The 24,437-nt window shown below is 68.8% G+C and carries 30 protein-coding genes and 1 tRNA gene; 18 read left to right on the top strand and 13 right to left on the bottom strand.

Annotation, left to right across the window (positions count from 1 at the left end; genetic code table 11):
* Positions 1-121: 121 nt before the first annotated feature.
* From rpl18a to ftsY, 3 genes are read left to right on the top strand one after another with little or no spacing between them, the layout of a single operon-like run.
* Positions 122-298, top strand: coding sequence for a 50S ribosomal protein L18Ae (gene rpl18a, locus B4V04_RS03955; protein WP_144799119.1), 177 nt, complete (start codon positions 122-124; stop codon positions 296-298).
* Positions 298-753, top strand: a complete 456-nt coding sequence (pfdA, locus tag B4V04_RS03960) for a prefoldin subunit alpha (protein WP_498229945.1) — start codon at positions 298-300, stop codon at positions 751-753. Before rpl18a ends, pfdA begins: the two co-directional genes overlap by 1 nt.
* An 8-nt stretch (positions 754-761) precedes the next feature.
* The gene (ftsY, locus tag B4V04_RS03965) at positions 762-1,868 is read left to right on the top strand and encodes a signal recognition particle-docking protein FtsY (protein WP_498229353.1); all 1,107 of its coding nucleotides are present in this window, start codon (positions 762-764) and stop codon (positions 1,866-1,868) included.
* A gap of 13 nt (positions 1,869-1,881) precedes the next feature.
* On the opposite strand, the gene B4V04_RS03970 is transcribed toward ftsY, so the two are convergent.
* Positions 1,882-3,498, bottom strand: a complete 1,617-nt coding sequence (locus B4V04_RS03970) for a long-chain-fatty-acid--CoA ligase (protein ID WP_498229355.1) — start codon at positions 3,496-3,498, stop codon at positions 1,882-1,884.
* Between the two features lie 111 nt (positions 3,499-3,609).
* On the opposite strand from B4V04_RS03970, the gene B4V04_RS03975 reads away from it, so the two are divergent.
* Together B4V04_RS03975 and B4V04_RS03980 are read left to right on the top strand one after the other, a co-directional pair.
* Positions 3,610-3,819: a hypothetical protein gene (locus B4V04_RS03975; protein WP_498229356.1), complete on the top strand. Its 210-nt coding sequence runs from the start codon at positions 3,610-3,612 to the stop codon at positions 3,817-3,819.
* Between the two features lie 130 nt (positions 3,820-3,949).
* A tRNA-Met gene (locus B4V04_RS03980) sits at positions 3,950-4,024 on the top strand.
* A 540-nt stretch (positions 4,025-4,564) separates the two neighbouring features.
* Here B4V04_RS03980 and B4V04_RS03985 read toward each other — a convergent pair.
* Complete coding sequence (locus tag B4V04_RS03985) at positions 4,565-5,047, bottom strand: DUF1102 domain-containing protein (RefSeq protein WP_498229358.1); 483 nt, start codon at positions 5,045-5,047, stop codon at positions 4,565-4,567.
* 447 nt (positions 5,048-5,494) lie between these two features.
* On the opposite strand from B4V04_RS03985, the gene B4V04_RS03990 reads away from it, so the two are divergent.
* The 5 genes from B4V04_RS03990 to B4V04_RS04010 all read left to right on the top strand — a co-directional run bounded on the left by B4V04_RS03990 (position 5,495) and on the right by B4V04_RS04010 (position 8,826).
* Complete coding sequence (locus tag B4V04_RS03990; RefSeq protein ID WP_498229359.1) at positions 5,495-6,109, top strand: DUF7344 domain-containing protein; 615 nt, start codon at positions 5,495-5,497, stop codon at positions 6,107-6,109.
* Positions 6,106-6,549: a hypothetical protein gene (locus B4V04_RS03995; RefSeq protein WP_498229361.1), complete on the top strand. Its 444-nt coding sequence runs from the start codon at positions 6,106-6,108 to the stop codon at positions 6,547-6,549. The genes B4V04_RS03990 and B4V04_RS03995 overlap by 4 nt, the downstream gene beginning before the upstream one ends.
* A 132-nt stretch (positions 6,550-6,681) precedes the next feature.
* The gene (locus B4V04_RS04000; RefSeq protein WP_498229363.1) at positions 6,682-6,858 is read left to right on the top strand and encodes a hypothetical protein; all 177 of its coding nucleotides are present in this window, start codon (positions 6,682-6,684) and stop codon (positions 6,856-6,858) included.
* 77 nt (positions 6,859-6,935) lie between these two features.
* Complete coding sequence (locus B4V04_RS04005; protein WP_498229365.1) at positions 6,936-7,547, top strand: translation initiation factor IF-2 subunit beta; 612 nt, start codon at positions 6,936-6,938, stop codon at positions 7,545-7,547.
* Between the two features lie 103 nt (positions 7,548-7,650).
* Complete coding sequence (locus B4V04_RS04010; RefSeq protein ID WP_498229367.1) at positions 7,651-8,826, top strand: M24 family metallopeptidase; 1,176 nt, start codon at positions 7,651-7,653, stop codon at positions 8,824-8,826.
* A gap of 1 nt (position 8,827) precedes the next feature.
* On the opposite strand, the gene B4V04_RS04015 is transcribed toward B4V04_RS04010, so the two are convergent.
* From B4V04_RS04015 to B4V04_RS04025, 3 genes are all read right to left on the bottom strand, one after another.
* Positions 8,828-8,980 (bottom strand): hypothetical protein, encoded by a 153-nt coding sequence (locus B4V04_RS04015; RefSeq protein ID WP_498229368.1) that lies wholly within the window; start codon positions 8,978-8,980, stop codon positions 8,828-8,830.
* 124 nt (positions 8,981-9,104) lie between these two features.
* Positions 9,105-11,486, bottom strand: a complete 2,382-nt coding sequence (locus tag B4V04_RS04020) for an ATP-dependent DNA helicase (protein ID WP_498229369.1) — start codon at positions 11,484-11,486, stop codon at positions 9,105-9,107.
* Positions 11,487-11,577: 91 nt separating this feature from the next.
* A complete protein-coding gene (locus B4V04_RS04025; RefSeq protein WP_498229370.1) occupies positions 11,578-12,234 on the bottom strand; it encodes an HAD family hydrolase in 657 nt (218 codons plus the stop codon).
* A gap of 94 nt (positions 12,235-12,328) precedes the next feature.
* Between B4V04_RS04025 and B4V04_RS04030 the strand changes: the two genes are divergently transcribed.
* On the top strand, positions 12,329-12,781 hold the full coding sequence (locus B4V04_RS04030; RefSeq protein WP_498229372.1) for a TIGR00725 family protein: 453 nt from the start codon (positions 12,329-12,331) through the stop codon (positions 12,779-12,781).
* A 97-nt stretch (positions 12,782-12,878) separates the two neighbouring features.
* Here B4V04_RS04030 and B4V04_RS04035 read toward each other — a convergent pair whose 3' ends face one another.
* Positions 12,879-13,664, bottom strand: a complete 786-nt coding sequence (locus B4V04_RS04035) for a DUF8173 domain-containing protein (RefSeq protein WP_498229374.1) — start codon at positions 13,662-13,664, stop codon at positions 12,879-12,881.
* 104 nt (positions 13,665-13,768) lie between these two features.
* Positions 13,769-14,812 (bottom strand): diphthamide biosynthesis enzyme Dph2, encoded by a 1,044-nt coding sequence (gene dph2 / locus B4V04_RS04040; protein WP_498229375.1) that lies wholly within the window; start codon positions 14,810-14,812, stop codon positions 13,769-13,771.
* A gap of 153 nt (positions 14,813-14,965) precedes the next feature.
* Between dph2 and B4V04_RS04045 the strand changes: the two genes are divergently transcribed.
* The 4 genes from B4V04_RS04045 (at position 14,966) to B4V04_RS04060 (ending at position 17,553) form a co-directional block, all read left to right on the top strand.
* A complete protein-coding gene (locus B4V04_RS04045; RefSeq protein ID WP_498229377.1) occupies positions 14,966-15,619 on the top strand; it encodes an alpha/beta hydrolase in 654 nt (217 codons plus the stop codon).
* Positions 15,620-15,722: 103 nt separating this feature from the next.
* Positions 15,723-16,097 (top strand): YlbF/YmcA family competence regulator, encoded by a 375-nt coding sequence (locus tag B4V04_RS04050; RefSeq protein WP_498229378.1) that lies wholly within the window; start codon positions 15,723-15,725, stop codon positions 16,095-16,097.
* A 62-nt stretch (positions 16,098-16,159) separates the two neighbouring features.
* On the top strand, positions 16,160-16,849 hold the full coding sequence (locus tag B4V04_RS04055) for a MinD/ParA family ATP-binding protein (protein ID WP_498229380.1): 690 nt from the start codon (positions 16,160-16,162) through the stop codon (positions 16,847-16,849).
* 74 nt (positions 16,850-16,923) lie between these two features.
* A complete protein-coding gene (locus B4V04_RS04060; protein WP_498229382.1) occupies positions 16,924-17,553 on the top strand; it encodes an RAD55 family ATPase in 630 nt (209 codons plus the stop codon).
* A 28-nt stretch (positions 17,554-17,581) separates the two neighbouring features.
* On the opposite strand, the gene B4V04_RS04065 is transcribed toward B4V04_RS04060, so the two are convergent.
* A complete protein-coding gene (locus B4V04_RS04065) occupies positions 17,582-17,842 on the bottom strand; it encodes a DUF8049 family protein (RefSeq protein WP_498229384.1) in 261 nt (86 codons plus the stop codon).
* 116 nt (positions 17,843-17,958) lie between these two features.
* The gene (locus B4V04_RS04070; protein WP_498229386.1) at positions 17,959-18,894 is read right to left on the bottom strand and encodes an FKBP-type peptidyl-prolyl cis-trans isomerase; all 936 of its coding nucleotides are present in this window, start codon (positions 18,892-18,894) and stop codon (positions 17,959-17,961) included.
* Between the two features lie 115 nt (positions 18,895-19,009).
* Between B4V04_RS04070 and cyaB the strand changes: the two genes are divergently transcribed.
* Positions 19,010-19,651 carry a class IV adenylate cyclase gene (cyaB, locus tag B4V04_RS04075; RefSeq protein WP_498229388.1) on the top strand — a complete coding sequence of 214 codons (642 nt, stop codon included), beginning with the start codon at positions 19,010-19,012 and terminating at the stop codon, positions 19,649-19,651.
* Between the two features lie 40 nt (positions 19,652-19,691).
* On the opposite strand, the gene B4V04_RS04080 is transcribed toward cyaB, so the two are convergent.
* The gene (locus B4V04_RS04080; protein ID WP_498229390.1) at positions 19,692-20,165 is read right to left on the bottom strand and encodes a MaoC family dehydratase; all 474 of its coding nucleotides are present in this window, start codon (positions 20,163-20,165) and stop codon (positions 19,692-19,694) included.
* 123 nt (positions 20,166-20,288) lie between these two features.
* Between B4V04_RS04080 and B4V04_RS04085 the strand changes: the two genes are divergently transcribed.
* Complete coding sequence (locus tag B4V04_RS04085; RefSeq protein WP_498229392.1) at positions 20,289-21,182, top strand: HpcH/HpaI aldolase/citrate lyase family protein; 894 nt, start codon at positions 20,289-20,291, stop codon at positions 21,180-21,182.
* 63 nt (positions 21,183-21,245) lie between these two features.
* Complete coding sequence (locus B4V04_RS04090) at positions 21,246-22,499, top strand: Glu/Leu/Phe/Val family dehydrogenase (RefSeq protein ID WP_498229394.1); 1,254 nt, start codon at positions 21,246-21,248, stop codon at positions 22,497-22,499.
* A gap of 32 nt (positions 22,500-22,531) precedes the next feature.
* On the opposite strand, the gene B4V04_RS04095 is transcribed toward B4V04_RS04090, so the two are convergent.
* The 3 genes from B4V04_RS04095 to B4V04_RS04105 all read right to left on the bottom strand — a co-directional run bounded on the left by B4V04_RS04095 (position 22,532) and on the right by B4V04_RS04105 (position 24,422).
* Positions 22,532-23,248: a diphthine--ammonia ligase gene (locus B4V04_RS04095; protein WP_498229395.1), complete on the bottom strand. Its 717-nt coding sequence runs from the start codon at positions 23,246-23,248 to the stop codon at positions 22,532-22,534.
* Between the two features lie 110 nt (positions 23,249-23,358).
* On the bottom strand, positions 23,359-23,928 hold the full coding sequence (locus B4V04_RS04100; RefSeq protein WP_092564373.1) for a DUF7110 family protein: 570 nt from the start codon (positions 23,926-23,928) through the stop codon (positions 23,359-23,361).
* Positions 23,929-24,077: 149 nt separating this feature from the next.
* Complete coding sequence (locus tag B4V04_RS04105) at positions 24,078-24,422, bottom strand: glutaredoxin family protein (RefSeq protein ID WP_498229396.1); 345 nt, start codon at positions 24,420-24,422, stop codon at positions 24,078-24,080.
* Positions 24,423-24,437 lie beyond the last annotated feature (15 nt).

Consider the following 24,437-nt stretch of genomic DNA (forward strand, 5'->3'; position numbering starts at 1 on the left):
CGCCGCCGTGCCGAATCCTCCGGAATTCGCGGACTGCGGCCCGATCGGAGGCATTCCCTTCTCGGCATCGGCTCCTCGCTTTTTAGGAAGATACTTCCCTGTCCCTGCCGGATCGGAGAACATGAGTACCTACACGGTGAGTGGACGGTTCCAGAGTCGAGGCGACTACCAGCCGTTCACGAAGGATGTCGAGGCGGAGAACGAGGACCTCGCCCGCGAGCGCATCTACACGACGGTCGGGAGCCAGCACAACCGGAAGCGCACCCAGATCGAGATCGAGGAGGTGTCCGCGGCATGATGGGCGGCGGACAACAGCAGCTCCAGCAGCTCTCCCAGGAGCTGCAGGCGCTCGACGAGGAGATCGAAGCCCTCGAGGCGGAGATCGCCGACTTCCGCGAGGAGCAGTCCGACATCGACGACGCGGTCGAGGCGATCGGGACGCTCGACACCGGCTCGACGGTGCAGGTCCCGCTCGGCGGCGGCGCCTACGTCCGCGCCGAGGTCCAGGACATCGACGAGATCATCGTCTCGCTCGGCGGCAACTACTCCGCGGAGCAGAGCGAGGGCGACGCCGTCGACGTGCTCCGGCGCAAGCAGGAGGCGCTGGACGACCGCATCGAGGAGACGCAGGAGGAGGTCGACGAGCTCGAAGACGAGAGCCAGGAGCTCGAACAGCAGGCCCAGCAGATGCAACAGCAGATGCAGCAGCAGCAGATGCAGCAGATGGGGCAGGGCCAGGGCGACGAGGAGTAAGGTAGACCGTGTTCGACGGACTGAAGGACAAGCTCTCGGGGTTCCGAGAGGACGTCGAGGAGAGCGCCGACGCCGAGGCGGAGCCCGCCGAGGGCGACGAGTCGGCCGCCGACGCAACGACCGCGAGCGACGGCGTCGACGCGGGCGGTGACGCGGAGGCGGTCGCGGCCGACGCGGGCGCCGACGCAACTGAGGAGCCCGCCGAGAGCGACGCCGGCGACGACGAGCCGAGCACCTTCCAGCGCGCCAAGGCGTTCGCGACGGGCCGGATCATCATCGAGGAGGAGGACTTAGAGGAGCCGCTGTGGAACCTCGAGATGGCTCTCCTCGAGAGCGACGTGGAGATGAGCGTCGCCGAGCAGATCCTCGACACGGTCCGCGAGAAGATGCTCGGCGAGTCGCGCAAGCAGGTCGAGACGACCGGCGAGCTGGTCGAGTCGGCGCTCCACGACGCCCTGCTCGACGTGATCGCCGTCGGCCAGTTCGACTTCGAAGAGCGGATCGCCGAGGCTGACAAGCCCGTCACCATCGTGTTCACCGGCGTCAACGGCGTCGGGAAGACGACGAGCATCGCGAAGCTCTCCGAGTGGCTCGCCGACCGCGGCTACTCGTCGGTATTGGCGAACGGCGACACCTACCGGGCGGGCGCGAACGAGCAGATCGCGGAGCACGCGAAGCGGCTCAACCGGGAGCTCATCTCCCACGACCAGGGGGGCGACCCGGCGGCCGTCATCTACGACGGCGTCGAGTACGCGGCGGCGAACGACGTCGACGTCGTGCTCGGCGACACGGCCGGGCGGCTCCACACCAGCGACGACCTGATGGCGCAGCTGGAGAAGATCGACCGCGTCGTCGACCCGGACATGACGCTGTTCGTCGACGAGGCGGTCGCGGGGCAGGACGCCGTGAACCGCGCGAAGGAGTTCAACGACGCCGCCGAGATCGACGGGGCCATCCTGACGAAGGCCGACGCCGACTCCTCCGGCGGCGCCGCCATCTCCGTCGCGTACGTCACCGGCAAACCGATCCTCTTCCTGGGGACCGGGCAGGGGTACGACGACCTCACGCTGTTCGATCCCGAGGAGCTCGTCGCGAGCCTGCTCGACGAGGAGTGAGCCGCTTTTTTAGCTACCCCTCGCCGACCATCCGCTCTTCCTCGTCCCACTCGCGTTCGCGCAGCTCGTACTTCTGGATCTTCCCCGTCGCCGTCGTCGGGAGGTCGGCGACGAACTCCACCTCGCCCGGCGTCTTGTAGTCGGCGACGCGCTCGCGGACGAACGCCTTCAGCTCCTCGGGCGTCGCGCCCGCGTCGTCGGGGTCGCCGCTCTCCGGGACGACGAACGCTTTCGGGGTCTCGCCCCACCGCTCGTCGGGCGCGGGGATGACCGCGGCGTCGGAGACGACCTCGTGTTCGAAGAGGGTGTCCTCCAGCTCGATCGAGGAGATGTTCTCGCCGCCGGAGATGATGATGTCCTTCTTGCGGTCCTGGATCGAGACGAAGCCGTCCTCGTCGACGACGGCCAGATCGCCCATGTGGTAGTACCCCTCCAGCCGCTCGGAGAACGCCCGCTCGGTGGCCTCGGGCTTGTTCCAGTAGCGGTCCATCACCTGGTTGCCGCGGACGACGATCTCGCCGATCGTCTCGCCGTCGGCGGGGACGTCCTCGCCGTCCTCGTCGACGACGCGCACGTCGGTGCCGAGGTAGCCGATCCCCTGGGTCTTCTTCACCGCGAAGCGGTCCGGCGAGTCCGCCTCGAAGTGGCGCTTCGCGTCCGAGGTGGTGATGAGGGGACCCGTCTCGGTCGCGCCGTACACGTGTTTGAGCTCCCAGCCGAACTCCTCCTCGACGGTGCGGATCGTCGCCTCCGGCGGCGCCGCGCCCGCGGTCGCGACGCGCACGTCGCTGTCGCCGGTCGTCGGCCCGCCGTGCTCGGCGTGGTGGTCGCCGAGCATGTTGAGCACCGTGGGGACCGCACAGAAGTAGGAGACGTCCTCCTCGCGGATCCGGTCGAACGCCTCGGCGACGTCGACGCCGCGGGTGCAGATATGCCGGGCGCCCATCCCCGTGACCGCGTAGATGTGCCCCCAGCCGTTGACGTGGAACATCGGGAGCGTCCAGAGGTAGACGTCGTCGTCGGTGATCTCCTGGTGGATCGCGATCAGGTAGGCGTGGAGCGTCTCCGCGCGGTGCGTCCGACAGACGCCCTTCGGGTCGCCGGTCGTCCCCGACGTGTAGTTGATCGTGATCACCTCGTCCTCGTCCATCTCCGGCCGCTCGTAGGCGTCGGGGTCCGCGTCAGCGAGCGCCTCGTCGAACGACTCCCAGTCGCCCGCGACCGCGTCGGCGTCGTTCGTGAGGAACGTCTCCGTCGGCACCTCGTCGCGGACCGCCTCGATCCGGTCGGCGTACTCGGCGTCGGCGTAGATGGCGTCGACGCCGGCGTCCGAGAGCATGTACGCGAAGTCGTCGGGCGTGAGCCGGTAGTTCAGCGGGGTGTGAACCCCGCCGACCTGCATCGCGCCGTAGGCCGCTTCCAGGTGGTAGTGCGTGTTCGGGTCCAACACCGCGACGCGGTCGCCCTTCTCGATCCCGCGCGCTTGGAGGGCGGCCGAGAACCGGTCCGCGCGCTCGCCGAGCTCGGCGTAGGTGTACCGCGTCCCGTCGGTCGCGAGCACGGCCTCCTCGTCGGCGTAGTGCCGGCGCGCCCGATCTAGGAAGTCCGTCGTCAGTAGCGGTTTTCGCATCGATCTATCACTATTTTTCATTGATAAAAGCGTTTGCGGCCGGCGCAAGGCGACGCCGCCGGTCGCCCCGGCGCCGCGGGGTTTTACCCGCCTCCCGCCGAGGGTGAGCGTATGAGCGACGGATCCGGTCGATCGACGTTCACCGAGGGATACGTGGTCCCCATCTCCGGACTGCTGGCGCTGCTGTTCGCCCTCATGGCGGGGCTGACCGCGGGCCGAGCGCTCTCCGGCGACCCCGCCGACGCGGTCCTCCCGGTCGCGTTCGCCATCGGCGCGGTCCTCGCGATCCGTTTCCGACAGCGACACGCCGGATCGGAGTGAGCAGACTCGGCGACGGAACCCGATCTCGGTGGTGTCAACCGCCGCCAGAGTATATAAACTGTGCGTGGCCGAATCGCACACGGGCGACGGGATCAGAACCCTTAACAGTCGCAACGGGTTTTGATACGATAGCGGGATGGGATAGCCAGGAGATTCCGCCGGGCTCATAACCCGGAGATCGGTAGTTCAAATCTACCTCCCGCTACTGTTCGTTTGCGGCCGCGGTCTCCTGGGCGTTTTCGATGACTCTTGAGCGGTGTACTTGTCAATCTTACCGTGACGTTGAGTGTCAGTCACGTTAACATCGACTAGCGTCCCATTACAGTTTGTCGTCCATGTGAAATCCTTTTGTGCGCTCCGCTCTCCTAAATTAGCTCCGTCGTTAAGGATCGAGATCAACGAGAGGATTGACTCGATGAACAGCGACGTTTGTATGATCGCCGGACTCGACAGCTGCGAAGAGGGACAATCATCGCCGATGTCGGCCTTATTTTCAACAATGAACAGTCCAACTGAGCAGTAGGACAAACGGATCCACGGTGACCACCCTTCCCCTCCGAGATAATGTCGATAGAGAATATCTTGGAACCTATGGAAAAGAAGGTTCGAGAGGCGCTGTCGACGGTGGTCAACGAGATTGCAGTATAAGTGGGAAGTATAATTACCTTGTCAAGTCGAAGGTCGCTTGATTTTTCGCTTACTCGAATTGGATTTCTGATTTTATTCCTATGATCAATTATGAGCGTTAGGTCGCCTCAACGTTGAACTCACCGCTGAAGGTTCCAGTCCCCGATCCGACCGTAATTTCGACGCCAACGTCGACGTACTGGCCGGGATCGACTTGGAGACTACTGGCCAACAGATCGGCGGTGGCACCGGTGTTTTTCTCCGAAGGTGCGGCCTCAACGGCGGAACCCGGATTATCGGTGAGTGATAAGCTAATGTCGACTGACTCCGTACCGTCGTTATGGATGCGGAAGACTTGATTGAAGGTGAAATCTGCGTTCTGGTTGAGACCGTCGATGGAGATAGTAAGTTCGCCACCGCTTTCGCCAGCGTAAGGACTCACTGTCGGATCTAGCCGCAACAGAGCATTGTTGTCGTTGGTGACGGTTCCTGAGAAATCCCGATTCCGGACTGTCGCCGTTGAGAACGCACTTGTACTCATTGCAGCCGCTCCACCGGCGGCGAGCGATCCCATTCCAACTATGAACTTACGTCGTTGCATTGGTTTGCTACCTCGTTGTGACGCCCCGTTCACGAACGCCGACGAGTTTCCGTCGCCGTCCGCGGGGCGTATTCCGCTCAAGAGGCGGGACCCTCTTTGGAATAGACCACCAGCAAAACCGGGAGAGAGTGTCTGTTAAGCCGGAATAGGCTCTATGAAGGACGAGCAAGGATACTTTGTCAAGTCACCTGAGTCACTTTACTTGAGCTTAACGCTCGTGCGCCGATCACGATAGGTTGTGAGTGGTCGGATACATTATTTTCAATACAGTTAATCCGGAATAGGAGACGTTTACCGACGATATTCTCGGAAACGACTCAATTATTAATCAGATCGAATACCTATCTTTCGACCCGGGGTAGAGGGGCTTTGTCATCGTTTCCGCTATCTATACTAAAGTGACATTCAGTTGATCCTACTGGCGAGATGTGTGTAGGGGGAGGGAGCATGGCTGAGGCACAGACAGAGACGAGTAACGCGGTCGACGGCGACGCTGAGCTGCCGTCGAGAGAGGAAGCGGACTTCACCAGAGACGACGTCTTCGAAGTGCTCAGCAACCAGCGCCGCCGCTACGCGATTCACTACCTCAAGCGACGGAACGGGGAGTCCGTCACAGTCTCGGAGCTCACGGACTGGGTCGCGAGCTGGGAGTACGGGAAGGAGATCGACGCGCTCACCCACCGCGAGCGAAAGCGCGTGCGGAACGCGCTCCGACAGTTCCACCTGCCGAAGATGGACGAGTACGGGTTCGTCGAGTATGACTCCCGGCGCGGCGTCATCGAACTCACGGAGGCGGCCTCGGACGCCAACTTCTACGTCGACTCGCTCACCGGCCGGGACATCCCGTGGAGCGCCTACTACTGCGGGCTCTCCCTGCTCGGCGTCGTCTGCCTGCTCGGAATCTGGGCGAGTTTCTATCCGTTCTCGCTGCTGTCGCCGCTCCACTTCAGCGTCTTCCTCGTGACGGCGCTGTCGGTGTCGTCGGTGGGGCACCTCTACGACAACTACTGTCGGATGCGACTCGGCGCGAGAAACAGGCCGCCCGAGGTCGATGAGGAATGAGTCGACGGCGACGCGTACTGCTGGTCGTCGCGCTCCTCGCCGTCACGGTGCTCGTGACGAGCAGCACTGGTTTCAGCGCGACGGCGGCCGACCGGGACGTCTCCATCGAAGTCGCCGAGGACCCGAACGCGTACCTAGGTTTCGAACAGACGCAGTATAGCACCGAAAACGTGACCGCGAACGTGAACGTGACGGAGAATAGTAGCGGAAACGAGACCGCGTACGTGGACGTGACGGTGACCAACCAGTTCCCGGCGAGAACGGCACTCACGACGGTCGAAGTCACCGTCAACGGTACGTCGGCCGATCTCGCTCCGCTCGCGTCCGGCGAGCGCGCGACGCACACGTTTTCGTCCGTCTCCTGTGGTGAGCCGATCCGGATCGATGCGTCCGGAGACGGCGTGGCCGTGCGTCTCGAACGGAGGGTGACATGTAGCTGATCGGGGCTCCGACCCGGAGGTGGAAGCGACCATTACATCCGTACCGTCGGTCGTTAATTCGGTGTTAAGACCGTATCGCGCCGTATACCTAACCGTACAAACTGCTAACGTACTGCTCGATACGGTGACACGATGACCGACTCGAACGATCGCTTCCGAATCCCCCGCGTGCCGGCCGAGATCCTCCGGTCGCTTCCGCGATACCTCCCGGGCACGGCGCTGAACGCCCCGAAGCGGAACGCGCTCGTCGTTCTCGTCTACGCCTTCGCGTTCCTCCTCCTCGCCGGAATACTCTGGACGGGTCTTTAAGCGCGGACGGACCAGAGGCCGCCTCGCGTCCTCCCGAACCCGGAAGCGATTTCCGTCGGCCCCGCCTTCCGTCGAGCATGGACTACGAATCGAGCCTCGACCGCGCGATGGAGGAGGTACCGGACCTCGGCGGCTCCGACGAGCGGCTGTCGGTGCCCGACCCGGAGGCGCAGAAGGACGGCGCGTTCACCCGACTGACGAACCTCTCGGCGATCGCCGACGCGCTGAGCCGCGAGCCCGAGCACGTTCACTCGAAGATCCAGCAGGAGCTCGGCACTGCTGGGCAGTACGAGTCGGGCCGCGCCCGCTACAGCGGGAACTTCCGCGAGCGCGACTTCCAGGCCGCGATCGACTCGTACATCGAGTCGTTCGTCACCTGCTCGGAGTGCGGCCTCCCCGACACCCGACTGGAGACGGAGAACCGCACCCCGATGCTCCGGTGTGAGGCCTGCGGGGCCTTCCGGCCGGTCGCGAAGCAGAACACCTCGAACACGCAGCGCCAGGAGGAGGCGATCGAGTCGGGCAAGACGTACGAGCTCGAGATCGTCGGCACCGGTCGCAAGGGCGACGGCGTCGCCGAGGTCGGCGAGTACACCGTCTTCGTCCCCGGCGCGCAGGAGGGCGAGACCGTGAAAGCGTACATCAAGAACGTCTCCGGCAACCTCGCGTTCGCCCGCCGCGAGAACTGACCGGGTCGATTCGTCCGGTTCCTACCGGACCGAGGCGCTCGCGATTTTACCTGACTCGTTCCGCAACCCGACCGTTTATCCGCGTGTTCGCGGATCGTGTGCCATGGCGACACGCCTCCCCGACGCCGCGTTCGACGACCGGCTCGCGGCGGTCCGCGACCGGCTCGCGGCGACCGACGCCGACGCCGCGACGTGGTTCGGCGCGACCGCGATCGAGTACCTCACCGGCTTCCACCACATCCAGACCGAGCGGCCGGTCGTCCTCGCGGTGACGGCCGACCGCGTCGAGATCACGGTCCCGCGACTGGAGGTCGAGCGCGTCGAGCCGAATCCCCGGATCGACGCGGTTCATCACTACTTCGACTACCCCGGCGGCGACCCGATCCGCGTCGCCGTCGAGATGCTGAACGGGCTCGACGTCGACCGCGCGGCGACCGACGCCGACGGCGCGCCGGGCGTGATGGGGTACGAGGGTCCCGCGCTCTCCGAGTTCGTCGACGTCGAGACGCAGTCGTGGGTCGACCGCATGCGCTGGGAGAAGTCCGACGCCGAGGTCGATCTGATCCGCGAGTCGGCCAAGTGGGCGAACCTCGGCCACCGCTACCTCGCCGACTTCTCCGAGCCCGGCGCGCACCCGGCGACCGTCTCGCAGCGCGCCTCGACGGAGGCGTCGCGGGCGATGCTCGACGCCTTAGGCGACGCGTACAGCGTCCGGGTCCGCGGCGGCGGTCCCGTCCACGCGGGCTACATCTCCGGCCGCGAGACCGCGCTCCCCCACGGCCACACCCCGAACGAGCGGCTCGCCGAGGGCGACGTCCTCGTCACGGGCGCGACCGCGGACGTCGACGGCTACCGCTCCGAGCTGGAGCGGACGATGTTCGTCGGCGACTACTCCGACGAGCAGGAGCACTACTTCGAGCTGATGCTGGAGGCGCAGACCCTCGCGATCGACGCGCTCGGGCCGGGCGTCCCGGTGGCCGAGGTGGACGAGGTCGTCTGGGACTACTTCGAGGAGCAGGGCGTGACCGACCTCGCGCGACACCACGTCGGTCACAACATCGGGCTCGGCGCCCACGAGCCCCCCTACATCGACCGCGGCTGGGGCGAACGCTACGACGGCGACGACGCCGTGATGGCTCCCGGACAGGTGTACACGATCGAGCCCGGGCTCTACACCGACGAGTGCGGCTATCGCCACTCGGACACGGTCGCGATCACCGAGTCGGGGACGGAGACGCTGACGCACTTCCCGCGGGACATCGACGCGAACGTGGTGTGAGCTACTTGACTCGCCCGACGACGATCCGGTGACCGGTCTCTTTGGTGTGTTTCCGCTCGAGGTCGGTCGCCTCGTCGCCGTCGTCGTACAGGCGCTCGACAGAACACTCCCGGCAGACGACGTGGTACTTCGGCTTTTGCGTTGCGGAACTCATACATCCGGGCACGCGCCGTCGTGACCTAGTTAAACGCATCGTACCGCGGTTTAAGCAATTGTTAGTTGACCGTTTCAGGGCCGCAACGCCGCGCATCACTGCAGTCCGCCGCGGGCGTTCGGAGTCAGTCGCCGCCGGCCCGCCGCTCGAACCGATCGAGCGCGAGGCCGAGCATGTCCGGGCTCACGGGCTGGTACTCCTCCCGCTCGTGTTCCGGGAGGTACTCCCGCACGCTGTTCCACGACTCGCGGGCGTAGCGGGCGTCGAGGAGGACGCGCACCCCGCGCTCGTCCGGGCCGCGGATGACCCGGCCGACCGCCTGCCGGGCCTTCCGCACCGCCGGCACCGTGAGCGCCGTCTCGAAGCCGGACTCGAACCGGCGGTCGTAGGCGGTGATCACGGCCCGTGTCCGCGGCCGAGACGTGTTGATGATGGGGACGCCGCAGACGACGGCGGCAGACAGGCGGTCCCCCCGGTAGTCGACGCCTTCGGTGAGGGTACCGCGGAGGCTCGTCACGAGCACCTTCCCCTCGCCCGCGAAGAAGTCGTCCTTCAGCGACTCCGTGGCGCGGTCGCCCGAGGACTCGTCGAGGAGCACGGGTTTGTCGAGCCGCTCCGAGAGCGAGTCGGCCATCCAGGTCGCCTCCGCGTAGCTCGGCGTGCCGACGAGCACGTTGCCCTCGCGGGCCGCCACCGTCGCCGTCGCGTCGAGGTGCGCGAGACGAGTGTCGTTCTCCTCGCCCGGGGCGCCGCGGTTCTGGTGCGTGAACTTCGGCGCGTCGACGGCGAGGCTCGCGCGGTTCGGTTCGGGGAACGAGAGGCCGTACGTCCGCTCGACGACCGGCCGCCCCTGCGCTTCGAGGTGGTCGAGCCCGGTCACCTCCCGGAACACGTCCATCGGCTCCAGCGTCGCGCTCATGAGGACGCCGCCGCCGAACTCGGCGAGCCGGTCGCCGATCGGCTCGCTCGGCAGGCAGTTGTACAGCGCGAGGCTTGCGTTGTACGCGCGGCGCCACGAGTCCGGCGGCGCCGTCTCGTCCCACGTCCGCTCTAAGTCGATCGCGCGGAAGAACTCCTCGTGGCCCTCGCGGTACCAGGCGTTGAGGGTGCGCCCGACCCCGGGCGCCGCCCGCTGCTTGTCCTCCCCCTCCAGCGAGTCGAGGGCGCGCTTGACGACCGCGCCGACCTGCCGCGCGCGGGCCCAGACGCGGTCGCCGTACCCCTCGCGTTCCGCCCACGCCGTGATCTCGTCTTCGGCCGGCTCCTCGGGGTCGCGGAGCGCGATCTCGTCGTCGTCGAGCTCGCGCATCGACGCCCGCCAGTCGGGGCGCTCGCGGTCGAGCCGCTCGGTCACCCGACGATCGAGCTCGCCGCGGAGGTCGGCGTAGAACTCCCGAACCGACTCGATCTCCTCGACGGTCACGTCCGCGTCCGCCAGCTCGCCGCGCACGAGCTCGGCGTCGTCGGACTCCGCGCCGGCCGTCTCGAAGGAGAGCGGCTGGACGACGCGGGTGAGCTCGTTCTCGGCGTCGCGGAGGCTTGCGTCGGCGACGGCGTCGCTCACGAGGTCGCGGACCCGCGGTTCGAGCATGTGCGCCTCGTCGCAGACGACGAACGTCGCGTCGTCCAAGAGCGCGCCGGTGAACGTCCCGGTCGTCACCGGGTCGAACGCGTGGTAGTAGTTCCCGATCACGACCTCGACCTCGGGGACGAGCGCGCCCATGATCGAGTGGGGACAGGAGCCGTGGCCGGCGGCGAGCCGGACCAGCTCGTCGCTGTCGACGTGGCCGAGGTCCGTCACGTCGAACGGGACCGCCTCCGCGGGGTCGCCGTCCTCCGGGAGGTCGTCGAGGAAGCCGGCGTAGAAGGGACAGAACTCCGTCCCCTCGTACTCCTCGGTGTCGGGGCGGTAGGGAGTCGGTTCGCCGTCGACGCTGAGGTAGTCGCCGGCGCCCGCGTCACCGCCGGAATCGCCGTCGCCGGCGGCTCGACCGCCGGTGCTCCCCGAGTCCATCAGCCCCACCTGCTGGCTCCGCGCCTCGCTCACGAGGTTCGACGTCGTCGTCGCGCCGCCGTCGCCGACGAGGTTCCGGGTGCGCTCGCGGAGCCCCTCGCAGCGCTCGTACACGTTCTCGCGGTCGATCCCGCCGCGGTTCTCGCGCGCGTACGGACAGACGTCCGCCTTGCCGACCAGGGTGAGCCCCGAGACCGGGTCGTACCCGTCGGGGAGGTTCGCGTTGATCGTTCCCAGATCCGTCTCGAACTGGCGCAGCTGCTGTTTGACGCTCGTGAGGACGAAAACGCGCTCGAAGTCGGAGTCCGGGTCGCGGACGCGGTCGAGCCCGGCGGTGAGCGCGAGCATCGTCTTGCCGGTCCCGCACGCGCCCTCCAGCGCGAGGAAGCCGCCGTCCTCGGCGGCGTCGACGGCGGCGTCGATCCCGTCGGCCTGCTCCGGATACGGCTCCTCGTGGCCGAAGACGTCGGCCCACGGCGGGGGGTTCGTCACTGTGGCGGCGTAGCTCCCCATCGGAGTTAAACCTTGAGAGAGCCGCGCGGCCGCGACGCTCGTCGGGCGAGTGCCGCCGGCCGCCGACCCCTCACCCGACGATGTCGTGGAGGTCGGAGAGCCGCTCGATCTCCCAGGTGGGCCAGACGTTCAGCTCCCAGTCGCGGCGGTGGGGTCGCCGGATGAACGCGGAGTCGATGCCGGCGTTCTCGGCCGCGCGGACGTCGGACTCGTTGTCGCCGACGAACAGCGCGTTGCCGGCGTCCAGATCGCCGAGCGCCTGCTCGATGTAGTGCGGGTTCGGCTTGCGGAGCTGAAGCGAGTGGATCGTGGGCTCGCGGCCGTAGGCGGCGCCGAACCGCTCGAAGCCGTCGAAGTGGTTCACGAGGAAGTCCACGGTCGCCTGCTGGTTCGAGGAGACGATCCCCATCTCCACGTCGAGGCTCTGGAGCTCGCCGAGGTCGTCGTACGGGGTCTTGCGCCCCTCGCGGGCCTCCTGCTGTTGGGCCTTCGAGACCACGTCGTCGCGGGTCCGCCAGAACGACCCCGGGTCGAGGTCGTACGTCTGACAGACGGTCCCCACGCTGCCGGGGGTCGCACCGATGGTCATGCGCTCTACGTCGTCCGGGTCGGGCTCCTCGACGCCGCACTCCTCGAACGCGTCCCGGGTTGCATCCCGAAGCACGTCGAAGCGCGTGCGGCCCACGAGGACACCGTCGTTGTCGAACACGACGGTATCGTACGTCATACAGTCCGGAGTCGCTCAGCACTTAAAAGGGTTTCACCAACGCCGCGTCGCGGCCGCCGCCTCATTTATACGCGTCCGCCGCCCGTCACGCGGTATGCGCGTCAGCGTCATCGGGGGCAGTTCGGTCTCGACGGAGACGGCGGCGGTCGCCGAGGAGCTGGGGGAGCGGCTCGCGAACCGCGGGCACACGGTCGTCTGCGGCGGGCTCGGCGGCGTGATGGAGGCCGTCTGCCGGGGCGCCCGCGAGGCCGACGGTGAGACGATCGGTATCCTCCCCACCGACAGGCGGGCCGACGCGAACCGGCACGTCACGGTCCCGATCGCGACGGGGCTCGGCCACGCCCGCAACGCGCTCGTCGTGATGAACGGCGACGCCGCGGTCGCGGTCGACGGCTCGCACGGCACGCTCTCGGAGATCGGGATGGCGCTCGCCCACGGCCGGGCGGTCGCCGGGCTCGACACGCACGACGTCGAGGGGGTGAAAGCGGTGGCATCGCCGGCGGACGCCGTCGACTACGTGGAGCGCGAGACCGAAACGACGCCGTGAGCCCGCCCGTCTGCGGCGCGGAACCGCGACCCGGTCGCGGAACCGTAACCCGGCCTGCTCCCCGCTGCCGACCGTCGGCAGTCTCCCGCCGTTCGCACTACCGATCGCGATCGGCCGTCCCGCCCCCGCCGGTCGTTCCGTCGGGGTCGCGATCGTCCTCTTCCGCCTCACGTTCGGCGTCCAACGCCGCGATGTTGCGGAAGCGGTCGGGGTCGTCCGCCGAACCCTCATCAGCGGGGTCCTCGCCGATGACGTCCGGACCGCGCGTCGAGCCGCCGGATGCCCCGTGTCCGCCGGCGTCGACGGAGCCGTAATCGCGGTCGAACCGACCGTTGGCGAGCCAGAGCGCGAGGTAGCCGAACCCCATCGCGCCGACGACGAACCGCACGAGTCCGCCGAGGACGGGGACGAGTCCGAGCCCCGCCCACGCCACCGCGCCGACGACGAGCGCGGTCTCCCGCCCGCTCGCGGCGCCGCTCCCGAGCGCCGATCGGATCCACGTCCCGAGGGCGATGGCGGAGACGGCCGTCCCGCCGAAGCTGAGGATCGCGATGACGATCACCGCGGGTACGACGACGACGAGACCGATGACGGTAATCGCGAGCAGAAACATCGCGACGGCGGTCCCCACGTACGCTGCGACGCCGTACAGGAACGCCTCTCCGGGTTCTGCGCGGAGGTAGTCGACGCCGTCGTCGGTGAAATCGGGCGCGACCGCCGAGACGACCACGCCGACGAGGGCGACGCCGACAGCGGTCACGACGAACTCGACGGCCGCCGATCCGAGGAGTTCGACACCGGTCCACTGCGACGGACGTTCGAGTGCGGGACCGATCGCGGCGACGACGCGCGAGAGGAGGGACGCAGCCTGTGTCGGGACCATGCGGGGGGATCACTCTCACGAGTGAAACCGTTTCTCCATTCCAAGAGCGCTGAACCGACCGGGTCCGCTGCGGCCGAGATGTCAGCGGTTCCGTGCCGAGCCGCTCACCAGGTGTCGTGGAACGTGTCGAACTCGATCGAGTCGAGGGGCTTCTCGCCGATGGCGGCCTCGTACTCGCCGGGGGTCAGCATCGGCTTGTGGAACCGCGGGCCGTCGTCGGTCGTGATCCGGGGACAGCCGGTGTTGACGAACGCGTCCATGTCGAAGTTGCGGAGGCGGTCCGGCGTCACCTCGTCCATCGTGATCAGGTAGGCGTTCTCGTTGTTCTCGACGATCTCCTGGGCCGTCTCCCACCGGCCCTGGCCGATCTTCGTGCAGAAGATGACGCCCCACTTCTCGGCGCCCATCGCCTTGTGGACCGAGGCGTAGCGCTGCTTGAGGAACTGGTCGTGTTCCGCGACCGAGACGGCGTTGTTGACGGGGTCGGCGATGACCACGCGCTTCTCCGGGTGCTCCATCGCGAGCCCGACGGGGTGAAACTTCCCGCCGCCGACGTACAGCACCTGGTCGGCCGGGATGTCCGCGGAGGCGTAGTTGCAGCCGAGCACCTGTCCCTCCTTCGTGAGCCGGTCGTCGCCGCGGCGGGTGTGGACCTCGTAGCCGCGCTCTTCTAACCAGTCGGTCATCTCCTCGAACCGGTTCATGTGCTGGGCGGTGGTGACGAGCCCGACATCGGGGTTCTCCTCGGGGTCGTCGAGTTCCTCTTCCAGCGCGTCCTCCATGATCGGGAACGGGTCGACGTTCGAGAAGAGCGGGACGTAGACGATGCTGTCGGACTCCTTCATCGGCGTGTGACCGAAGTGGACGAACACGTCCGTCCGGCGCATCAGGTACGTGTCGAGGTCGCAGGCGCCGTAGCAGGGCTGGCCGGAGAGCATGAAGGTGACGTCGTCGGGCGCCGCCTCGCGGAGGTCGTCGGCGACCTTCGGGCCGCGGCGCTTCAGTCCCTCGGGGAACTGGAGGCCGACCTTGGAGGCGTCGCGCTCCTCGATGGCCTCGACGATCCGGTCGAGCTCGTAGTCCCACTCGCGGTCGTGTTTCAGGGCCATCCCCGTCTTGGTGAGGTCGCCCTCCGTGGAGCCGCTCATGTCGACCGAATTGTGCGGCTGGACGGTTAAACCGCGCGTTCGACGCTCGCGGGGGCGCCGCCCGGACTCCGACCGAGGCGACGCGAACGGCGCCCCCGCGACCGCCTGCCGCGGCCGACGGATACAACCCCCGAGCCGCCGAACCGGGGAGACATGACCGAGATTCCGCTGGAGCACGTTCACGTCGCGCCCGACGACGACCCCGAGAACGCGCCCGCCGTCTTCGTGCTCCACGGCCGCGGCGCCGACGAGGAGGACCTGCTTCCCGTCGCGCGACACCTCCCCGACGGACTCCACGTGATCAGCCTCCGAGCGCCTGACCCGCTGCAGGGCGGGTACACCTGGTACGAGCTCGATCTGTCCGACGGCGGCCTCGAATCGAGCCAGCCGGACGCGGCCGACTTCCGGCGCAGCCTCGACCTGGTCGCCGAGAGCGTCGACGCCGCGACGGAGGCGTACGCGCTCGATCCCGACCGGATCGGGCTGCTGGGCTTCAGCCAGGGTGCGATCACGAGCCTCTCGCTCGTCTTAGAGGAGCCGGACCGCTACGCGTGGGTCGTCGCGCTCCACGGCTACCTCGCGGACGCGCACTCGGACCTCGCGCCCGAGGGTATCGAGGGGAAGCCCGTCTTCGTCGGCGCCGGGGCCGGCGACCGCGTGATCCCGGAGTCGCGCTCGGCCGCCGCCGCCGACCGCTTCGAGGAGATCGGCGCCGACGTCGTCCGCGGCAGCTACCCGGGCGGCCACGGGATCGGGCAGGAGGAGCTGGCAGACGTCGTCGCCTTCGTCGAGTCGCGGGTGGCGTGAGGGCGATCCGGGTCCGCGCCCCTGGCCGCAGGCACACCGCAGGATCGTCGCGCGGGACCCCCGGCTCCGGCAGGTTGAAACCGCTCCGCGCCAACTTCGATCTATGAGCGTCGAACAGGCCTCCATCGAGGACCTCGGTCGCGAGCTCGGCGAACAGATCGCCCGAACCCCCGAGTACGAGCGCTTCGAGGAGGCGCGCGAGGCGGTACAGCGCGACGAGGACGTGCAGGCGAAGATCGACGAGTTCGAACAGCTGCGCGCGGAGTTCATGCAGGCCCGCGAGACCGGACAGGCGACGAACTCCGGGCTCCAGAAGGTGCAGGCGGCCCAGGACGAGCTCCACTCGATGCCCGCCATGCGGGAGTTCCTCGACGCGCAAGACGAACTGAACGACACCCTCGAATCGGTCAACGAGGCGATCTCGGAACCCCTCGCGGTCGACTTCGGCGGCGAGGCCGGTGGCTGCTGTCAGGACTGACGGCCGCCCCCGGAGCCTCTCTCGTCCCGCACTTTATCACCGATAGCGCCGCAACCCTGCGCGTGATCGCAGTCGCCGGCGGCAAGGGCGGGAGCGGGAAGACGACCACGACCCTCGGGCTCGCGCGGGCGCTGTCGCGGCGGGGCGCGCCCGCGGTCGCGGCCGACGCCGACTGGGACCTCCCGAACCTCGCTGGACTCGCGTCGGAGACGGGCGACGCGGGCGGCGGGTCCGCCGCGAGCCGCGGAGGGTCACCCACGACCGTCGTCGAGGCGGTCCGCGACCGCGGCTCGGTCTCCCCGGACCGCTCGTCGCCCGCGGTGCTCGCCGCGCCGGACGACTCCGGTGCCGTCGATCCCGCCCCGACGTTCGAGGCGCTCGGCGAGGCGGTCCCCGACGACGCCGCCACGCTCCTCGACTGCCCGGCGGGCGTGTCGCCGGACGCGGCCGCCCCGCTCCGCGCGGCCGACCGGTCGCTCCTCGTGACGCCGCTCCGGCGGTCGGCCCTGCGCGACGCCGCGAAGACGGCCGCGGTCGCGCGGCGGCTGGACTGCGCGCCGCTGGGCGTCGTCGCCGTCCGCGCCTCGTCCGTACCGGATCCGGTCGCCGACCTACTGGGCTGCCCGGTGGTGGGGCGGATCCCCTCGCGACCGCCGGCGCCGCTCTCGGACCCGACCGTTCGGTCGGCGTACGACGACCTGGCGCGGCGGCTCGCGCACGGGTACGGTGCGGAGCATTGGCGCGTCGCGTGACCGTCGATCCCGCCTCCCGATCGCCGTTCGGCGGTCACCGACAGAGCCAAACCTCCGGAGACGGCAGCGATCGTATGGAGCCGCTCCCGACCGGAATTTCGGTGCTGGACAGGGAGTTCGGCGGCGGAATCCCGAGCGGCAGCGTCGTCGCGCTGAAGGCCGACCCCGCCAGTCAGTCCGAGCTCATCCTCGACCGCTTCGCGCGGGTCCGGGAGTGCCGGTACCTGACGACGGTCCGCTCGGTCGACGCCGTGGAGTCGAACCTCACGCTCGCCGACGCGGAAGACGAGGACGACGGGACGGTCGTCCGGGACGCGGGAGGCGAGGACCCGTTTTCGGCGGCGCTCGACGCGGCCGCGGAGCTCCCCGACGGCGGAACCGTCGTGGTCGACTCCGTCGAGCCGCTGGAGGCCCGGGATCGCGGGGAGTACGGCGCGTTCCTCGAGGACCTCCGGCGGCACGTCGACGACGTCGACGGGCTGGCGGTGCTCCACGCGCTCAAGGGGGACGCCCCCGAGCGGAACCGAGTCGTCACCGAGCAGGTCGCGGACGTCGTCTTCGACCTCCGTACGACGGTGACTGGGACCGAGATCGCGAACCGGCTCGTCGTGCCCAAGTTCCGCGGCGGCGCGGCGTTAGAGGAGCCGCTCAAGCTGAAGCTCACCGACTCGGTCTCGGTCGACACGAGCCGGGACATCGCCTGACCGGCCGTCGCTCTCGACGGCACCGAAGCTACAGCGCCGCGGCCGCGACCACGACGACGACGCCCGCGAGCAGCGCCGCGACCGCCCAGTTCCGCGGCTCGTCGAGCGAGCCGTACGGGCCGCCCTTCCGGGAGAAGAGGTAGACGGCGTACACCCCGAGCGGGGCGAGGGTCGGGACCGTCCCCACCTCGACGACGTTCGCGACGCCGGAGAGGACCGCGATCGCGATCGTCGTCGCGCCGGCGCTCGCCGCGACGACCAGGTCGTCACGCGCGCGTTCGATCTCCATATCAGTCGACCTCCGCGTCTCTCTCCGTCGCCCGATCGACGTTCATGTCTCTCCGTGGGTCGAGCGTCGTTCAAAAGGGATCGGTTCGTCGTCCGAGCGAGGCGCCGTGGGGAGGACTACTCCTCGTCGAGCTCGTCGACGATCTCGTCGGCGTCGACGTCGACGTCTTCGAGCGCGTCCTCGATGTCTCCCGCGCCGGCGCCGCCCATGCCGCCCATCATGCCGCCGAGACCGCCCATGCCGCCGCCCTCGATGACCTCCTCGACCACGACGCGGTCGAGGTCGAGCCGGCTCATGAGGTCCTGCGCGATCTGCTGTTTCTGGAACATCCACTGCTGGTTCATCTGCATCGCCTGCGTGGCCGTCACGTAGAGGACGTCCTTCTCGACCTCCTCCGTCTCGACGACCTCCTCGCCGTCGTCGTCCTCGGTGACCGTCTCCTCCTCCTCGGTGACGGTCTCGATGCGGACTTCGGGCGTCTCCTGGAGGTACATCCCGAGCATGCCGGCCGCCTGCTGCTCGCGGTCGTCGATGAGCTCGAGGATCTCGTACTCGTACTCGAGGTCCTCGCCGGCCAGCGGGTGGTTGAAGTCGACGCGGGCGCGGCCGCCGATTATCGTCTCGAGGTAGCCCTGCTGGTTGTCGATCTGGACCTGCGCGCCGGGGTAGCGGCTGTCCTCGGGGATCTTGTCGGCCTTGACCGTCTCGACTTCGTCGGGGTCGTACGCGCCGAAGGCGTCCTCGGCGGGCACGTCGACGACGCCCTCGTCGCCGACCTCCGCGCCGACGAACGCCTCGTCGACGGCCGGGAACACGTGGCCGGCGCCGAGCGCGATGACACGCGGCTCGAACTCGTGGTCCTCGGTGTCGATCTCGGCCTCCTCGGCGGTTTCCTCGTCGGTGGTGTCGATGACCCGGCCGTCGTCGGCCGTTCGGATCGTGTACGCGACCCGCACGAAGTCGCCGTCCGCCAGTCCGGCGCTCTCGGTCTCGGCTTCGGTCTCGGCCTCGTCGGCGTCCTCGGCCGCGTCCGCTTGCTCCTGATCGCTCATACCCTGAACGTCACCTGTTACACCCTTAAGGAGCACGGTTCGGCGCGGCGAGAGCGGCGACGCACCGGAATCAGCGTCCCGCGGCGCTTAAGAACGCGCCCGGCGGAATCCGGGTATGTTCGAGGTCGAGGTCAAGGTCCCGGCCGACGTCGACGCGGTCCGCGAGCGCCTGCGCGAGGTCGGCGCCGAGCGCGTCGACGCGCGTCGCCAGCGCGACGTCTACTACGACGCGCCGCACCGCGACTTCGCCGAGACGGACGAGGCGCTCCGGGTGCGCCGCGAGACGCCGCTCCCGGACGGGATCGGTTCGGCCGACGCGCCGGGCGATTCCGGCGGCTCGGGCGGCACGGGGGAGTCGAGTGAATCGTCGGCCGCCCCCGAGACGACGAAGCTCACGTATAAGGGGCCGCTGCTCGACGAGGGGTCGAAGACCCGCGCGGAACACGAGACCGAGGTGGCGGACCCCGAGGCCGCGGCCGGCATCCTCTCCGGGATCGGCTTCGAGCCGGCGGCGACCGTCGTGAAGCGCCGCGAGTTCTGGGCGTACGACGGGTTCACGGTGACGCTGGACGCGGTCGACGGGCTCGGAGAGTTCGTCGAGATCGAGCGGGCGGTCGCGGACGAGGACGCGATCGAGAGCGTCAGGGACGACGCGCTGGACGCGCTCGACCGGCTCGGGCTCGACGGCGCCGAGCAGGTCCGCACGTCGTACCTCGGGCTGTTGCTGGCGGACGAGGGCGCAGGCGACGACGAGTAGCCGGACTCGGCCGGTCGCCCGACTCGACTCCGAACCGAGCTCAGCCCTCGTCGCCGTCCGGCCGCTTCTTCGAGAGCGCGGTCCGGTCGAACTCGCAGACGAGGACGTCGTCGCCCTCTTCGACCACTTTGAACGCCTCGACGTGCATCGTGACGACGCCGCGCTCGCCGTCGCTCGTCTCCCGCTTGTCGGTGACGGTCGACCGCGCGCGGATCGTGTCGCCGTGGAACACCGGGTTCGGATGTTCGACGTTATCGTACGAGAGGTTCGCGACGATGGTCCCGTCCGTCGTCTCCGGGATCGACACGCCGACCGCGAGCGACAGGGTGTACAACCCGTTCACGAGCCGCTCGCCGAACTGCGTCTCCGCGGCGAAGTCGGCGTCGAGGTGGAGCGGCTGCTGGTTCATCGTCATGTCGCAGAAGCGCTGGTTGTCGGCCTCGCTCACCGTCCGCCGCTTCGCGTGTTCGATCGTCTCGCCGACCGCGAACTCCTCGTAGTAGCGTCCCGTCATGGCCCGACCGTCGACCCCCCGCGTCAAATCGGTACCGCTCCGGATGCCGATCCGGCCCGCGGTCGGGACGTCCCGGACGCGGCCGTCCCCGATTTTTATGTCCGGTGACGGGGAGTCCCCGACATGGCCCGACGAAGCCTCCTGTTCTCCCCCGGCGACCGCCCGGAGCTCATGCGGAAGGCGCCGGCGACCGGCGCGGACGTGATCTGCTTCGACCTCGAGGACGCGGTCGCGCCCGGCCGGAAGGACGAGGCCCGCGCCGCCGTCCGCGGCGTGCTCGCCGACCCCGACTTCGACCCCGACGCCGAGGTGTGCGTCCGGCTCACGGTCGCGGACCCCGACGCCGACCTCGACGCGCTGGTCGGGGAAGACGCGCGGGGCGCGTCCGCGGCCGACGACGGCGCGGAGCGCTCGCTCCGGCTCGACGCGGTAATGCTCCCGAAGGTCGAGGACGCCGACCGCGTTGCGGACGCGGCCGCGCTCTGCGCCGACCGCGGGCTCGACCTCGCCGTGTTCGCGCTCGTCGAGACGGCGGGCGGCGTGCTCGCCGCCGAGGGGATCGCCGACGCGGCCGCGACGGAGGCCCTCGTCTTCGGCGCCGAGGACCTCGCGGCCGACCTGGGCGCGACGCGCACCGACGAGGGGACCGAAGTGCTGTACGCCCGCGAACACGCCGTCCTCGCGGCGAGCGCCGCCGACGTCGACGCGCTCGACACGGTGTACACCGACTACTCCGACGCCGAGGGGCTCCGCGAGGAGACGGCGTTCGCGCGCACGCTCGGCTACGACGGGAAGCTCGCGATCCACCCGTCTCAGGTCGACCCGATCAACGAGGCGTTCACGCCCGACCCGGACGAGATCGAGTGGGCGTCGCGGGTCCTCGACGCCCGCGACGAGGCCGACCGCGAGGGGCGCGGCGTCTTCGGCGTCGACGGCGAGATGATCGACGCCCCGCTGATCGCGCGGGCGGAGCGGATCGTCGAGCGGGCCGCGGCCGCCGGACTCGACCCGCGATAGCGACGGCCGCCCCCGCGATGATCGTCCGTCACAATTAACCGGGGTCCCGCAGGACGTTCCACCATGGCCGATCAGGCGAATCCGTTCGAAAGTCTGCAGGAACAGGTCGACGACGCCGCGGCGCACCTCGACGCCCCGACGGGCGTTCTCACCCGGCTGAAGAACCCCGAGCGGCTGCTGGAGACGAACCTGACGTTCGAGCTCGACGACGGCTCGCTGGAGACGGTCCGCGCGTACCGGTCGCAGTTCAACGGCGACCGCGGGCCGTACAAGGGGGGAATCCGGTATCACCCGGGCGTCACCCGCGACGAGGTGAAGGCGCTGTCGGGCTGGATGGCGTACAAGTGCGCCGTCGTCGACGTGCCCTACGGCGGTGGGAAAGGCGGGATCGCGATCGACCCCACCGACTACTCCGAGAGCGAGCTGGAGCGACTGACGCGCGCGTTCGCGACGGAGCTCCGGCCGCTCATCGGCGAGGACCGCGACATCCCGGCGCCGGACGTCAACACCGGCCAGCGGGAGATGAACTGGATCAAAGACACCTACGAGACGCTGGAGAACACGACCGCGCCCGGCGTCATCACCGGGAAGGCGCTCGACTCCGGCGGCAGCGAGGGGCGCGTCGAGGCGACCGGTCGCTCCGTCGCGCTCGCCGCGCGCGAGACATTCGACTGGCTCGACCGCGACGTCGCGGACGCGACGGTCGCGGTACAGGGGTACGGCAACGCCGGCTCGATCGCGGCCGCGCTCCTCGACGACCTCGGCGCCGACGTGGTGGCCGTCTCCGACTCGTCTGGCGGAATCCACGACCCCGCCGGGTTCGACCCGCGGGCGGTGAAAGACCACAAGGCCGAGACGGGCGCCGTCTCCGGCTACGGCGGCGCCGAGTCGATCACGAACGGGGAGCTGTTGACGCTCGACGTCGACCTGCTCGTGCCGGCGGCGCTGGAGAACGCGATCGACGGCGACCTCGCGACCGACGTCTCGGCCGACGTGATCGTCGAGGCCGCGAACGGGCCGCTCACGCCCGCCGCCGACGACGTCCTCGCCGAGAAGGACGTTCACGTCGTCCCCGACATCTTCGCCAACGCGGGGGGCGTCACCGTCTCGTACTTCGAGTGGGTCCAGAACCGACAGCGGTTCAGCTGGACGGAGTCGCGAGTCAACGAGGAGCTCGAACGCGTGATCACGGAGGCGTTCGACGGGATTGTCGAGGCGTACGAGGACCGCGGCGCCCGTGACCTCCGCACCGCGGCCTACGTCGTCGCCATCGGCCGGATCGTGAACGCCTACGATCAGGCCGGCAGCTGGCCGTAAGGGTTCGGTCTGCGACCCTTCGGCCCGCTCAGTCACTCCAGTCGCGCGTCCCGAACCTCGACGTGACCGCGGTCGCCCTCCCACACCGCGTCGTACTCGAACTCGATCCGGCGGTCCATGTGCGGGCCGTCGACGACGTACGTCTCGAACTCGCCGCCCTCGCCGAGGGGGTGAACGCCGTACTCCTCCCGGAGATCGAGCAGCTCCGCGAGCGCGTCGGCGTCGTACCGCCGCCCGAGCCACGACTCGTCGAGCCCGTAGGCCGCGACCTGCACGATCCGGATCTCGAAGCCGGCGTCGAACATCGCCTCCGCGAGCGCGACCGGATCCTCGCCCCACAGCGGGGCGAAGAGATCGATCCCGAGGCGGTCGCACATCCCCCGAATGCGGCTGGTCTGGTACTCGCTCTCGACGGCGCCGGCGGTGACGCCCGTGAGGTCGACGCCGTCGGCCGCGGCGATCTCTCGGAGCGCGACCTCCATCGGCTCCAGTTCGGCGTCCCCCTGCGCGCCCGCGTCGTCGACGTCGTCGGCCCCGAAGTCGTCCGGCGAGACCTCGACGAGGTCGATCCCGACGCTCTCGGCCGCGAGCGCGGCGAGCTCCGTCGCCGGCGTGTGGTACATGTACGAGTCGCCGGCGGGATGGACGGTCAGGAGTCGGGAGACGTCGAGGCCCGTCTCCAGGGCGCGGTACAGCGCCCACGAGGAGTCCTTTCCGCCCGAAAAGAGGCTCACCCAGTCGTCGGTCATTGGCGGGGGAACGCCCGGAGCGCCTAAAGCGTCGGCGGTCCGGAGCGCGGTCGCTCGACGCGTGTAGCGTGCGTGAGAACGGTCGTCCGCCGGACGACCGAGAGCCGGATTCAGTCCGAGATGAACTCGTTGTCGCGCCAGTTGACGCCGCCGTCGCCGTCGCCGGCGCCCTGCGGGCTCTCGACGACCTCGATGCTCGCGGGTCGCGGCTCACCCTCGACGATCCGCGTCGCTTCGAGCTCGTCGTTCTCCTCCGTGATCGCGGTCAGCGTCCCCTTCTCCGAGAGCTGCGCCAGTTCGCGGAGCACGAGGAACATGGGGTACTGGAGCGCGGAGTTCTGGAGGACGGTCTCGCGGTCGCCCTTGAAGCAGGCGAACTCGACGAGTTCGGAGGGGATCTCCTCCTCCTCGTCGTCCATCCACTGGGGACCGCCCGCGCGCGGCGGCTCCTCCTCCCAGACGCGCGTCTCCGTGACGGACGCCTTCAGCTGGGCGGTCGGCGTGTACTTGCTGATCGACTCGTCGTCGGACAGGGCCTTGATGATGAGGGTGTTGTTTCGACGCGTGATGTCGATGTCGTCGATCTCCGGCGGGAGGTCGGGGTCTTCTTCGAAGTACGTCTCCACGTCTTCGAGTGGCAGTTCGAGCGTCGAATGAAGTCTGAACACGCGGCCTGTCATTGTTGATTGGGTGAGATGGGTCGAGACGGTCGGCACGGCGGCAGCGGCAACGGCTACACCTACGCTCACTTAGGCACCGTAGGTTTATATGGCCTACCCTTCGATCGTCTAGGATCGGGCCTCGCTGCGGCCGACGGGCGACGGGCGGCTCACTCGGCGCCGAGTTCGGCGGCCAGCTCGCCGCGCTCCTCTAGCTCCGCGAGCACGTCGCTGCCGCCGACGAACTCGCCGTCGACGAACGTCTGCGGGATCGTCTCCCAGCCGCTCTCGGCCTCCAGCGCCTCGCGGTAGTGAGGCAGCGCGGGCAGCACGTCGACGGTCTCGAACTCCTCGACGTGCTGGCCGATGAGCTCGACGGCGCGCTTCGAGTAGCCGCACTGTGGCATCAGCCGGTTCCCCTTCATGAACAGGACCACGTCGTTCTCGGCGATAGTCTCCTGGACGCGCGCTTCGATCTCGTCGGGGTCCGCCTCGGACTCGGGCTGGAACGTCATGGGCGCCGGTACGCG

This window comes from Halorubrum sp. B52, from assembly GCF_059752555.1.